We start from the raw sequence: 13,529 nt of genomic DNA on the forward strand, positions 1-13,529 counted from the left end.
CCTTCTTTTCCTATATTAACGTTCATTAACGTTTTGTGATAAATTTCAAGGCGATGCGTATAGCTTCTGCTGTAGTGGTTACATCGGAGAAGTCAGCATTTTTTACTACGCGATTGATTTCTCTTTGGCTGTAGCCAAGACTAGCCATGGCCTCTTCAAGTTCATGCATGAATGGTAGGTTGACTTGGTCTGGTCCTTGAATATCTAAGCTTTCTTGCTTGAATAGTGCAGAAGATGAAGACTCAGCTAAAACTTTTGGTAATTTTTCTTTCAAATCCAGCACAATCTGTCCCGCTGTCTTTTTGCCAACACCTGGAAACTTCATTAAAAAGGCATTGTCTTCTGCCTGGATGGCTGCGACTAAACCGGCGTTATCGTCTAATGATAGAATGGATAAGGCAGATTTAGGGCCAATACCAGAAACCGAAATCAACTGTAGGAAGATAATCTTCTCTTCTTGTGATTTAAAGCCATATAAACGGATGTCATTCTCTGAAACAGATTGGTACAACCACATTTTCACTGGTTGGTCTTGCCCGATTTTGTCTGTAAAACGATAAGGATTGGCCATATAAACATAGTAGCCAATCCCCCCCGTTTCAAGTATGACAGCATCTGGGTAGACACTTTCAACCTGACCTATCATAAATTCGTACATGGTCTTACTTCACTAATTCTTTCAAGTCGCCGTAGCCTTCTTTGTCCATATCTTCTAGCGATACGAAACGAAGTGAAGCTGAGTTGATACAGTAACGCAAGCCACCTAATTCAGCTGGGCCATCATTAAATACGTGACCTAAGTGGGTATCTGCGTTTTTTGAACGGACTTCAATACGTTTCATACCATATGAAGAGTCATCTAACTCTTCAATTTCGTCTTCCAAAATTGGTTTTGAAAATGATGGCCAACCACAACCGGCATCAAATTTATCAGTAGATACAAATAATGGCTTACCACTCACGATATCAACGTAAATACCTTGCTCGTAGAAGTCATCATATTGACCAGTAAATGGGCGTTCAGTACCCGCGTTTTGTGTTACTTCATATTCTAATTCAGATAGCTCTTTCAAACGTTCTTCTTTATTGTAGTCTTTTGTCATAATGAAACTCCTTTTTTTCTCGTTCGACCACCCGAAAAACAGGTGTCGTCATATCGGTCTCCAAAAGTCAAACTCTTCCGATACTAGACCAAAATGCGCCAATTACTTGGCAGTAATTATTCAGCTTTTGGTCCAGCACATTAAGTCTTAACGACTTTTGTCGCACCTCTCTTTTCGTTGATTACATTCTAGCACAAATTCCGCATATACACGAAAATCTAGATCACAGTTTTAATTGCTCTACAATTGCGGTGACTCGTGCGGATCTTGAATTCGCTTGAACATCCGCTCAATTTCATAATTTGAAAAATGAACCAACACTGGTCGACCATGCGGGCAGTTATAAGGATTTTTGGTATAAGCCAGGTCATGCAGCAGTTGTTTCGCCTGCATGTCGTCTAAATAATGGTTGGCTTTAATCGACCGTTTACAAGACATCATGATAGCCGTTGCTTCCCGGTAATTACCTACCGTCGCTTTAGGATCTTCTAAAATTAAGGCGATCAAATCTTCCACAATTTTTTGGATATTCTTCTTACCCATCCAAATTGGGTGCTGCTGTAACTGGAAGGCATTTGGGCCAAAGGGTTCTAAATCAATCCCCATTTCTAGCAATTTTGGCCGGATTTGGTCAATCTCTTGAGCCTCTGAATTTGAGAAATCAAAGACAATCGGTAATAGTAAACTCTGCATTGCCGTTCCAAATTCTACAATGGTATCCCGGTAGTATTCGTACTTAATTCGCTCCTGGGCCGCATGTTGGTCCACCAAATACATACCCGTCTCATTTTCAGCCACCAAATAAGTTCCTTGCATTTGCCCCACATAAGTCAACTCTGGAAAGGACATATTCCGGTCTACGATAGCCTGGTCAAGCGCCCGAACTTGGTTAACGGTTTGCCAGACGGGTTTATTGTGGGATTTTGGCAAGTCCACTTCTTGTTCCGTATCCAAATAGGGTACTGACACCTCATCTGAATGATCCGCCTCATTTTCAAGGCTCTCTGCTTGAACCACCTGGGCTTCATCCCGCAAGTAAGTCGGCACTTGGACAGATTGTTTGACCTCTTCATGAACATCTTCATCGAAAATATTTGAGAAACCATTAGCTGAAAAAGGGTTATTGGCATCTTGCTGGTTGTTACTGCCACGTCTGCTTTGACTGGCCGAGAAGTCTAAACTGGCTTGCTCGCCAAGGTAAGTAGTTGGCTGGCTTAGAGGGCGGTAATTACTTTGCCCAGAAGATGGTGAAGCAAATGAATCGCTGTTATTAACTGATTGGCCATCGTCCCCTTCACCGTCTGCGTATACATCCGGAATCCGTTGTACAGGGGCGAGGGCATCAATAATGGCGGTTTTGATCATATCATAGAGGTCATCTTCTTTAGAAATACGGACCTCTTGTTTGGTTGGGTGTACGTTCACATCGATCAATTGCGGGTCAAGTTCAATATAAATGACTGCAATTGGGTAACGTCCGACCATTAATTTAGATCCATAACCCTTTAAAATGGCCTGGTTCAATTTATAGTTTTTGATAAAACGACCATTTACAAATAAGGACATATAAGACTTGCTGGCTCTAGTCACAGCTGGTAAGGACACGTAGCCTGAAATGTGGAAGTCTAAGTTCTCCCCTTCAATAGACATCATATCTTTTGCCTGTCTAAAGCCGTAAATAGCTGCTAAGACTTCATTGACCCGTCCCTTACCATTTGTTGACAATAAGGTTTTCCCGTCATGGGTATAGTTAAAGCGAATGTCTGGATGTCCAAGGGCCTCACGGTTAATGATATCTGTGATATGGGCTAATTCTGTTTGCAAACTCTTCAAGTATTTCAATCGAGCTGGCGTATTGTAGAAGAGGTTCTCTACCAATACAGACGTCCCCCGTCTTAAAGCAGATGACTTCTGGTCAACGATTTCCCCATCTTTAATGTAGATTTCACTTGAAGATTCCCCATCCGAGGTGTTCATGGTCACTTCTGAAACTGAGGCGATTGACGGCAAAGCCTCCCCCCTAAATCCCAGTGTCCGTATTCTAAACAGGTCACTTGAGCTATATATTTTTGAGGTTGCATGTCGTTTAAAGGCTAGGCCAACTTGGTCTGCTGCAATCCCTTTTCCATTATCAATCACTTGAATAGACCGTAATCCGGCTTCTTTTAGGTAAATCGCAATTTCACTGGCGCCTGCATCTATCGCGTTCTCCACAAGTTCCTTGACAACTGAGGCTGGACGTTCAACCACTTCCCCCGCTGCAATCTGGTTGGCTACTTGAATGGGTAATTCTTGTATCGCCATTTACATCATCCTTTATAATTGGCTCTTTAATTCTGCTAAGAAGTTTAAGGCCTGAATCGGTGTTAAGTTATAAATATCTTCAGCCTTCAATTGGGCTATCACTGCTTGAGTGCCTGCATCCACTGGCCTATTATCTACCGGTTTCGTTGGCGTTTCTTCTTGGACCACATCAAATAATGACAGCTGTTGGTCCTTATTAACTTCATTTAAATTGTTGGCTTCAAGTTCTTGCAAGACCATCTGGGCGTTCTGCAATAATTCACCCGGCATACCGGCCAATTTGGCTACATGAATCCCATAAGACTTGTCCGTTGCACCGTTAAATACCTTATGCAAGAAGACCAATTCCCCGTCCTCTTCACTGGCCCCAACATGAATGTTGGCTAGGCGCGGTAAGCTTTCATCTAAGGCTGTAAGTTCGTGGTAATGCGTTGAAAAAAGGACTTTCGCATCGAAATGGTCATGGATATAGACCAAGATGGCTTGGGCCAAGGCTATTCCGTCATAAGTAGACGTTCCGCGTCCCAATTCATCAAATAATAATAAGGAATTATCGGTGGCGTGCTGCAAGGCTTGATTGGCTTCCATCATTTCCACCATGAAAGTCGACTGACCCGCTAAAAGATCATCTGCCGCCCCAATTCGGGTGAAAATCTTATCAAAAATCGGTAAACGGGCTTCTTTAGCTGGTACAAAAGACCCCATTTGGGCCAAAATGACAATCAATCCTAATTGCCGCATATAAGTTGATTTACCGGACATATTTGGCCCTGTAATCATCAAAATGCTTGTTTCAGGATCCATCACGATATCATTGGGCACAAATCGATCTTGGCCAATGACCCCTTCAACAACCGGGTGCCTTGATTCTTTCAAGTACAAGTCACGTTTGTCGGTCATAAATTGTGGTTTCACGTATTGGTGGGTTTCAGAAATTTCCGCTAGAGACTGAAGCACATCAATAGTAGCTACTGTACTCGCAATCGCCTGCAAAGTCGCTTGATGACATTTCACTTCTTCCCGAACGGCTTGGAAGATTTGGTGTTCAAGGACTTGTGACTGTTCTTCCGCTTCAAGAATTTTTGCTTCTACTTCTTTTAGTTCAGGTGTAATGAAACGTTCAGCATTGGTCAAGGTCTGCTTGCGGTCATAACGACCTTCTTCAAGTAAATGCAAGTTGGCTTTTGTCACTTCGATATAGTAACCAAAGACCTTATTATAGCCAACTTTAAGGGATTTAATGCCCGTTTTGGCCCGTTCATCTGCCTGCAATTGAGCAATCCACTGTTGGCCATTACGCATGGCATCCCGGTATTCGTCCAGTTGCGGGTTAAAGCCATCCGCAATGACATTCCCGTCTTTTAAGGTCGCCGGTGCATCTTCCTTGATGGCTGCTGCAATCGTATCGGTTAATGCTGGTAAGGCTGTGATTTGCCCTTGGATATTGGCCCAGACACTGTCATCTTCGTTATCCGCTGCGATTTGGTCAACGGTGTCAATAATTCCTGGGACCCGACTTAGTGACTGGTTTAATTGTAATAATTCTTTAGGGTTAACGTTCCCAATAGCTACTTTTGCCACTAACCGCTCTAAGTCATACACCCCGTGTAATAGGTCTTTAATTTCAAGTCGTTGGAAATAATGTTCGATCAAATCTTCAATTTGAGCTTGACGCCGTTCAATTGCCGGCAGGGATATCAGTGGTCTATCCAACCAATTTTTTAGTAAGCGAAAGCCCATAGCCGTTTCTGTTTTATTTAAGAAAGCTAACAAGGACCCTTGCCGTTTCTTGGTTCTAACTGATTCGGTTAATTCCAAATTACTTTTGGCATAGTAGTCCATATGGAGGTAATGCGCTACTTCATAGTGGGTTGCCCCCTGCCAATGGTCAATTGCTTGGTGGGACATAGAATTTATATAAGTCAATAATAATAAGAGGCCATTCAATTCCAGGTCATCCGAAATGTCGGCTAGGATTTGCTTGTAAATTTCTCTTGTTGTCGCCCCTGCTTCAGCTGTTAACTCAAAAGGTGATAAGGTGAAGGTTTGTAGGTGTTGTAATTCTACTACCTGGTCTTTTGGTACAGCTTGGGAAACAACCAATTCTTTTGATTGTAATTGGGCGAATTCTGTCAAAACAGCATTAAAGTCGTCAAGCGTGGTCACTTTTAATTCCCCAGTACCCACATCTGAAAAGGCTAAAACGTATTGGCCGTTAACGTAATCTAGGGCAGAAAGGTAATTGTTTTCAACTATGCCAATACTGTCATTCATATAGGTCCCTGGTGTCAAGACTTTCACAACACCACGTTTGACCATCCCCTTGGTTAATTTGGGGTCTTCCAATTGTTCAGCAATCGCTACCTTATGGCCTTGGCTGACCAAGGTCTTAATATATTCGCTGGCTGAATGGTAAGGAATCCCACACATAGGGATTGGATCTTCCGCATTTTTATTGCGCGAGGTTAAGGTAATTTCTAAAATTTGAGCCGCTTTTAAGGCATCATCATTAAACATTTCATAAAAGTCACCTAGACGAAAAAACAGGAAGGCATCCGGATATTGGCCCTTCATTTCATTATATTGTTCCATCATAGGCGTTTGTTTGGTTTTTTGAGGCATCTTAGATTCACTCACTTCATCTTTTTTACATTTTCTTTTTTCATCTATTTTATGTATAAGGGCATGACAAAAAGGTCTCCCCTTCACTTTTCCTAATCTCTGTCATTTTACCACAAATCTAATGTCTTGTACGAGTCTGGCCTTTGTCTATATAGGCCAAGAAAGTTTAGCTAACCAAGTCATCACCGAACCATTTGTGGCTTTCTTATGTATTTGTTTTAGGTTTCCCTTATTTTTATATTTACCTTTACCTTTTATAGGCGTATACTCTATTTGCAAAAGAAATTTCCAAAGGAGACGGTAGCCCATGACAGAAGAATCGAGTATAGAGCATAAAAGAAAAATTAGCGATCTTTCATTAAGTGAAATAAATGGAACAGTTGAAGTCCCAACCGGTAAAGGATTTTGGCGAACACTATTAGCCTATTCCGGACCAGGTGCTTTAGTTGCCGTCGGTTATATGGATCCAGGTAACTGGTCAACTTCCATTACTGGCGGGCAAAATTTCCAATACAAGCTGATGCCTGTGATTTTAGCATCATCGCTTGTGGCCATGCTACTCCAATATATGGCAGCCAAACTAGGGATTGTCACCCAAGAAGATTTGGCCCAAGCCATCCGCTTACGGACCGGTAAGAAACTAGCTTTTATCTTATGGATCATTACTGAATTGGCGATTATGGCAACTGATATTGCAGAAGTTATTGGGGCTGCCATTGCCTTGTACCTCCTATTCAATATACCTTTACTCATTGCTGTTCTGATTACGGTCTTCGATGTTCTGCTCCTATTATTACTCGCTCGTATCGGATTTCGGAAGATTGAAGCCATTGTCGTTTGTTTAATTTTTGTTATCCTATTCGTATTTGTCTACCAAGTGGCCTTATCAAATCCCACTTGGTCAGCCATTATCGCATCCTTTGTACCAACCAGCGATGTCCTCCAAACCAGTCCAGCAGTGAACGGGATGACTCCCTTAGCCGGTTCACTAGGCATTATTGGTGCGACAGTCATGCCCCACAACTTGTACCTGCATTCCGCTATCTCACAAAGTCGGAAAATAGACCACGCTAACCAAGACCAAGTGGCGGCTGCAGTACGTTTTACCATGTGGGACTCTAACATTCAATTAGGGCTCGCCTTTGTCGTTAATGCCTTATTACTTGTCATGGGGGCTGCTGTGTTCAAAACTGGCGTCGTTCAAGACCCGTCATTTTTTGGTTTATATGAAGCCTTGTCTAATCCAAACTTTATGGCCAATTCTGTCTTAGCAGATTTAGCATCAAAAGGCGTATTAGCCACATTATTTGCCGTCGCCCTACTTGCTTCTGGTCAAAATTCAACCATTACTGGCACCCTAACCGGCCAAGTGATTATGGAAGGTTTTATTGAAATGAAATTGCCACTTTGGGCCCGTCGGTTAATGACTCGTTTAATCGCCATTATCCCAGTCGTCCTAAGTGTCATCTATACCAGCCAAAAAGGGACTGTCGAAGAGCATATCGCCTTGAATAACTTGATGAACAATTCCCAAGTCTTCTTAGCCCTTGCCCTACCATTTTCAATCATTCCTTTACTCATGATTACCGACTCTGAAAAAGATATGGGTCACCGCTTTAAAAATACCCTTATTGTCAAAGTTTTGGGTTGGCTATCTGTCATTGTTTTAACTGTTTTAAACATGCTTGGTTTACCGGATGAAATCTTGTCCTTCTTCGGTGACAACCCGACAGCTGGGCAAATTTCCCTAGCCCATGTCCTAGTTATTTTAACTATGATCTTTATCCTATCCTTACTCGTTTGGACTATCATTACTTTATATAAAGGCAATAAGTCCTTTGCAAAATAAACACTTATATAAATAAAATCGCGGCCAGTCTTGAATGATGCTGGTCGCGATTTTGCTTACAGTTCTGTATATTTACTGTTGTTGTCACGGCTTTTTTCAACCGGGTATTTCTCATTGTTTTTAATCAGCTTTCGTTCGATAATGTCATCGATATCCAAATTTAAATTATCGGCCAACATATAAGCATAAATCAGCACATCCGCTAACTCGTCTTTAATAGCGTCCAAATCCTCAACACCCTCGGCTGCCGTTTTCCACTGGAAGATTTCCAGTAATTCCGACGCTTCCAAGGTGATTGAAAGGGCTAAATCCTTCTCATTGTGAAATTGTCGCCAGTTCCGGTCATCCCGGAATTGATTGACCTTATCCATACTAGATGCCATTCTTCATTGCCTCCACTCTCATGTCCTGTAATTTCCGCTTCAAATTGTCATTAACCGCATAGATGGCTAAGCCGTATATTCCCCGCTTCATCAGGACGTTGATTGAATTCAAGATGATTTGCTCTTTAGCAGCCATTGCCTCCTTGTGACTGGCAAAACGATTCGCACCGCTGTAACCACCCGTATCTTGATACTTGCTTGGATCGATGGTTAATCTTTCGGTCTCAAAATCGTAATCAATCGACGGTCCAAGGACAATCCCCACATAGTTTAAATCAAAGCCCTGGACAGTGTAAATGGATCCGACTTCATTGATGGTTTCTGGCCGCTCTGACCAGGTCACCTTACTATCGGTAGTATTCCAGGGTAGGTTGATGCCGGCTTCGTCCACTAGGTAGACGTCGCCATTCTTCTTATGGGCGAAATCAAAGGTGGACACAATTCGTGACAGTCCCTTATCCGCATTCTTTTGATAGATATAATCTTTGAAGGCAGTTGGATCGTTGAAGACCTTGAATTCAAAGTGGTCGTCAGAAGGCGGAAGTGGCGTCACTTTTTGCCCAACAAAATCATTCACCCAATTCATGATTGCTGGTGAGGCGTTCATACGGAATTGGTCGGTCAGATGGAATTCGTCGGCGTCGTATTTCTTCAAAATCGTCTTTAAATCTTCCGATTGCCACTTACTCTTGACCTTCAAATATTGCTTTTCATCAAAAATTAGCACTGCAATCTTGGCCTTGTCCATGATGGCATCTAATTGGTTTTCCCCGCGAAAATTGTTATAGGCATCTGGCTGGCTCAACAACAAATGACCTTCATCAATCAAGACAATATCCGCTTGCTTGATTTTTTGATTATTGATAAAGGGCGTCGGTTTATCGAAATCCTTCTTCTTTAGATAAGGCAGTGATTTCGAGATTTGCTGGTAAGTTTTCAACATTTCCGAATGGTTAACCAATAAGAAGTTTTTAGTCCCCGCCAATACGGAATGACTTTGCCGAGCCTCTTCTTGCAAGGTATTGAATAGGGATGACAAAATGACACTCTTACCCGTTCCAGCTTCACCGTGAATAACATAGACCTTCTTTTTGACGGCTTTTTCTTGGTGAATAGCTTGCATCACCCGCTTGCAATAATCGAGGATATTCTCTTTTAAAGCACGCTGTGGTTCAGACAAGGTTTTAAAGGGTGATAATTTATAGATATCTCGATTTTTAAGGTTATCAGTTGTCTCCTTAGCCAAACCCTCACGTCGTAAAGATTCCCAGATATCTTCAAATAGGTCATCGTCATATAAGGACTTTTGAAAATAGTTATGCATAGACAAGTTGGCTGTCTGACTCACATTTTGCAAGGAAAATTGGTTGTCCGCAATAAAATAGTTAATTAAATTAGTTTCAATATTAAAGGTCGCCGACTGGTTAAAGGCCTGGTGGCCAATAAACAGAGCGTCTGTTAAGTCTTTTCGTGCCTTATTTTTTAAATGGTCCCGCATCCGGTTGTGGACATGAACTGTTTGGCCGATATAGGCTTTAGGCCGAGAATTCGTCTCTTTATTTTCATGCAGGATATAGACAATTGGGTAATCTTCAATATATAAGGTATGCATCTCCCGGATGTCATCGAGATCAAACTTTTGACGCTCGAAAACAATCGGTTTTAAGCTGTCTTGCTTCTCCATCTGCTTCCCCTCACTCATCATATTCTTACCTCCATCATGCGCCAAGGTAAATTGAAATGCAACCCAAAATAATAGACAGAAAAGCTGACAAAGTGCACATCCAATTTGACATGACTTAGTCAGCTTTTATCTTCGTTAGCATTTTTTAAACGAGTATTCATGCAAATTCCGCTATTAATGCTTCTTGCTGGTTTTTTAATCCTGGTATATCTTGGCCGATTAATTTATCCCACATGGATATTTGGCTACCCGTGCGGCTGATCATGGATTCTTTAGCTGTATTGGCTAAGTCAGCCCGTTTGATGGTTTCGTATTTTGCCCAAGCATTAGCGAGAAATTGGTCATCCTTGTCACTTGAAATGCCTGTTTCCATTCTAAAATGGTTGCCCTTTTGCAAGAGGTTTAACTGGTTCATCTGACTTGGAAACATGTCTAAATAGCCATTGGCTACAATATAAGCGGCGATTTCTTCGTCAATTTGTTTGAAATTAAATTGAAAGGGAATATTCAGTTGTTTAAAGGTGGCATAGGGAATATCTTTTACCATTGGGGCGTAGTCACCCATTTGCGCCTTTACCAAGGCTTTCTTGATTTTGATGGTATCCATTTGAACCTCCTAGATATGGTCACTGTCTTGGTAACTGATTGGGGCGTTATTATGGTGATGCAAGATATGTCGGTTATATCGCTCGTCCGCTTTCAGATATAAAACTTTTCCGCCACCATCTGTAGAAAGAGGCGAGGGATCGCCCACTTCTGTTTCAGTCAGTACCCAATACATATTGGTAAAACCATAACGTTCAAAGTCGTCGTCTCCATAGCCGTCTGTGAAATAAGCAGCTACCGTATTTTCATCGGTGAATCCTTGTTCATGTAGCCACTGGTAGGCCGGTGCGAAAGAAGTCCCCCCGCGACCCGCAAATGCCATATCTTTCAAAGACTGGAAGGATAAGGGTTTCGCGTATTGGACTGTCGTATCCACATGAACAACCCACACTTCTGCATGCAAGGTCTTTTGAATATTGGCCAATTCACCTAAGGAATAAGCTAAAGCCTCCTCATTTTGTGAGGCTGAGGTATCAAAGAAGGCCACCAAGCGGCTGGCTGTATCTAAAATACGGCCTGGTAAATCTATCCGGTGCGGTTGCCGGCGGTTCATCCGGTTTTTAGACATTTTATAAGGCACTAATGACGTCCCCATGCCTCGTTTAATCACATCCCGCCAGTTTAAGGCCCGCTGTTTGGTGATTTGATCAATGTGGACCTTGACTTCACTGGATAATTTTAACCTTAATTCTTCAGTCATCTGACTATAAGAATCTTTGATCAGCCCATTCATCAATTTCCGGTATAGATCCGCGTGCTGGCTGTTTGGGGTTATCGGTTGCATGGTCCGGTTGTTTTTCATTTCCTCTTTCAATTGTTTGGCCGAGTCAATCCGCAATTCTTCCGCCTTATTAGGATCGAAATTGCCGGCTAATTGGCTGTATAATTCGTCCATTTGCCCAGACCCAAGCATCTTATTGAAGGTCGATTCTGTCTGGTTGTGCCCCTGTTTTTTCGGGTCGTTTTTGACCGCTTTTAACTCATTATAATAGTACAAGGTCCCTGCTTTAGGCAAAATGTGTCTATTTTCTGTGATATGCTTGACCCATTTCAAAGTTACTACCGTATCAGGTAGGTTATCCACATACTGGTTGACCTCAGCTTCCATAGCAACAGTCATGACTTTAGCTGATTCCTCATCTTTAAAAGCCCAATCATACTCAACGATATGGCCAAATAAAACGTGGTAACACATCTGTCTAATGGCCGCTAGCATCCCCTCAGGCGTTTCATAATAAAGGTAGAATAGGATTGGATTAATGGTCATGACCAAGTCTAAGCCCCGGAAACCAATGGTAATGGGCTTTGCTAGTGATCCATTCATCTCCCGGTCGGTATGGAAGAGAATCCCCGCAAAAAGTATATCTCTTGCCCCCTTTTGAGAGTCTTGGTTGTTCATAAGGGTGGCCGTCAAAATCCCCAACAGTTGATTTTGGGCGTCAGCAAATTTCTCATAGTCCTCGTATTGACCATGGTTTAGAAAGGTTATATAAGCGATAGTCATTTTGCGAAAGGTCGACTCGATATTTTCAAATTCAAAGGTGGAAAATAACGCCTGCTCACTCACTTAGGCACCCCCTTTCTTCCTGATTATTGGCTATTGGTTGGCGTTCACAGCCATAGTGATGTCAAACGTTTTCTCCACAAAGTCAGGATTTTGGTTCAAAGCTTTGAAGAAGTTCGCAATAGCCGAATCATCCGGCCCTTCATGCATTCGTTTGATTAAAATATAAATTTCATCCGGTTCAGAAGCGACGAAAATATCTGTATAACGGCTGATTAGATGCTTGTCTTCAATTAAATTCGGTTGGTTAACGATATAATCCGTTAAATCTTCAATTACCCGTTTACGACGCACGATTGGCATCGCTTGGTAGCGGTCAAGGATGGCTTGGTCTAAGTCCGGGCCTTGCGTTTGGATGATCTCTGTTGGTTTAATAAAATCTGTTTGTTGCTGTCTCAAGAAAGTCACAAAAACTTGACCCGCTTCGTCCCCAATATTCCCCTCGATTCCTTCAATCAAGAATTCAAGGTAGTCATCCGTTAGGTGATAAATATCATGACCCGCATCTTCAAAAGCGTACAGGAGGTTAGATAATCGTTCATAGGCACGTGGCGTTGGGTTTTTATCCCTTGTTTCATCAATGACAATGAAATATTGACGGCCATCAGCCTGCAAGAATTCAGTGATCAAGGGATGAATCATGGTCCGACTTGGATTACTTGTGCGTGTCTTTTGGGCAAAAGAGGTAAGCCAATCTTCTAAGTTGGCACCCATTCGAATCCGCATGGTCCGGTCGTTAATAGCCATGTCACGGGCGTTTGTAGCATATGAAGTGTTCTCAAAACCTTCCACATCACTAGACGGGTTTTCTGCGGTAATAATCACCACATTGTCCGGTAAGGCATGGCCCATCAAGTTACGTTGTAAGACCAGGTTCATCAATTCCCCTTGCACCATGGCGATTGGCCGGTTAAATTCATCCAAAAAAAGAATGACTTTGCGGTCAGGATTAGCTTCTGCTTCTGTAATGGCTCCTTGAATTTGGGGATTTAAATAGTACTGGATATGGTCTTCTTTAGGAACTGGCATGGTCATATCACCTGGTTGCAGTAATGAACAGGTAATTTCAAAGTAACCAAAACCGTTATGTTTGGCTAAGTCACGCACCATTTGGGACTTCCCAATTCCACCGTGGCCGACAATGTTTGGCACAATATCCGTATCTTGCTGCAGGATTAAATTTAGCCCCTTATATACAGCAGTATAAGGTAAACCAGCAACTCTATCTGTCATAATCTGTTCACACCTTCTGTATTCATCGTTTCTTTTCATTATACGAGATTCCGCTGGTAAATCTACCTATTTCCAAATATTTTTATCTATTGTAATCTTTATAAATACATGATTGTATTCAAAAAAACTGTATTATAGTCCTTTTCAAAGAATCTTATTTTATTGTCAGAAACTGTTAAAA

Annotated in this window: 10 protein-coding genes; 1 reads left to right on the forward strand and 9 read right to left on the reverse strand. The window is 42.0% G+C overall.

Annotated elements, in window-relative coordinates:
• Positions 1-25: 25 nt before the first annotated feature.
• From ruvA to mutS, 4 genes are all read right to left on the reverse strand, one after another.
• The gene (gene ruvA / locus ACFW0C_RS04280) at positions 26-658 is read right to left on the reverse strand and encodes a Holliday junction branch migration protein RuvA (protein ID WP_378105684.1); all 633 of its coding nucleotides are present in this window, start codon (positions 656-658) and stop codon (positions 26-28) included.
• 4 nt (positions 659-662) lie between these two features.
• Complete coding sequence (msrB, locus tag ACFW0C_RS04285) at positions 663-1,103, reverse strand: peptide-methionine (R)-S-oxide reductase MsrB (protein ID WP_378105686.1); 441 nt, start codon at positions 1,101-1,103, stop codon at positions 663-665.
• Positions 1,104-1,343: 240 nt separating this feature from the next.
• Positions 1,344-3,407, reverse strand: a complete 2,064-nt coding sequence (gene mutL, locus ACFW0C_RS04290) for a DNA mismatch repair endonuclease MutL (protein WP_378105688.1) — start codon at positions 3,405-3,407, stop codon at positions 1,344-1,346.
• Positions 3,408-3,419: 12 nt separating this feature from the next.
• Positions 3,420-6,029, reverse strand: coding sequence for a DNA mismatch repair protein MutS (gene mutS / locus ACFW0C_RS04295; RefSeq protein WP_378105690.1), 2,610 nt, complete (start codon positions 6,027-6,029; stop codon positions 3,420-3,422).
• A gap of 307 nt (positions 6,030-6,336) precedes the next feature.
• Between mutS and ACFW0C_RS04300 the strand changes: the two genes are divergently transcribed.
• Positions 6,337-7,878, forward strand: a complete 1,542-nt coding sequence (locus ACFW0C_RS04300; protein ID WP_378105691.1) for an Nramp family divalent metal transporter — start codon at positions 6,337-6,339, stop codon at positions 7,876-7,878.
• A gap of 56 nt (positions 7,879-7,934) precedes the next feature.
• Here ACFW0C_RS04300 and ACFW0C_RS04305 read toward each other — a convergent pair whose 3' ends face one another.
• From ACFW0C_RS04305 to ACFW0C_RS04325, 5 genes are all read right to left on the reverse strand, one after another.
• Complete coding sequence (locus ACFW0C_RS04305) at positions 7,935-8,261, reverse strand: nucleotide pyrophosphohydrolase (RefSeq protein WP_378105692.1); 327 nt, start codon at positions 8,259-8,261, stop codon at positions 7,935-7,937.
• Positions 8,251-9,966, reverse strand: coding sequence for a DUF2075 domain-containing protein (locus ACFW0C_RS04310; protein WP_378105693.1), 1,716 nt, complete (start codon positions 9,964-9,966; stop codon positions 8,251-8,253). Before ACFW0C_RS04310 ends, ACFW0C_RS04305 begins: the two co-directional genes overlap by 11 nt.
• 136 nt (positions 9,967-10,102) lie before the next feature.
• Positions 10,103-10,552, reverse strand: a complete 450-nt coding sequence (locus ACFW0C_RS04315) for a hypothetical protein (protein WP_378105695.1) — start codon at positions 10,550-10,552, stop codon at positions 10,103-10,105.
• A gap of 9 nt (positions 10,553-10,561) precedes the next feature.
• A complete protein-coding gene (locus ACFW0C_RS04320) occupies positions 10,562-12,118 on the reverse strand; it encodes a VWA-like domain-containing protein (RefSeq protein WP_378105696.1) in 1,557 nt (518 codons plus the stop codon).
• A 30-nt stretch (positions 12,119-12,148) separates the two neighbouring features.
• Positions 12,149-13,348 (reverse strand): ATP-binding protein, encoded by a 1,200-nt coding sequence (locus tag ACFW0C_RS04325; protein ID WP_378105698.1) that lies wholly within the window; start codon positions 13,346-13,348, stop codon positions 12,149-12,151.
• Positions 13,349-13,529: the final 181 nt, after the last annotated feature.

The sequence above is a fragment of the Aerococcus sp. NPDC058936 genome (assembly GCF_042741995.1).
Classification (GTDB): domain Bacteria; phylum Bacillota; class Bacilli; order Lactobacillales; family Aerococcaceae; genus Aerococcus.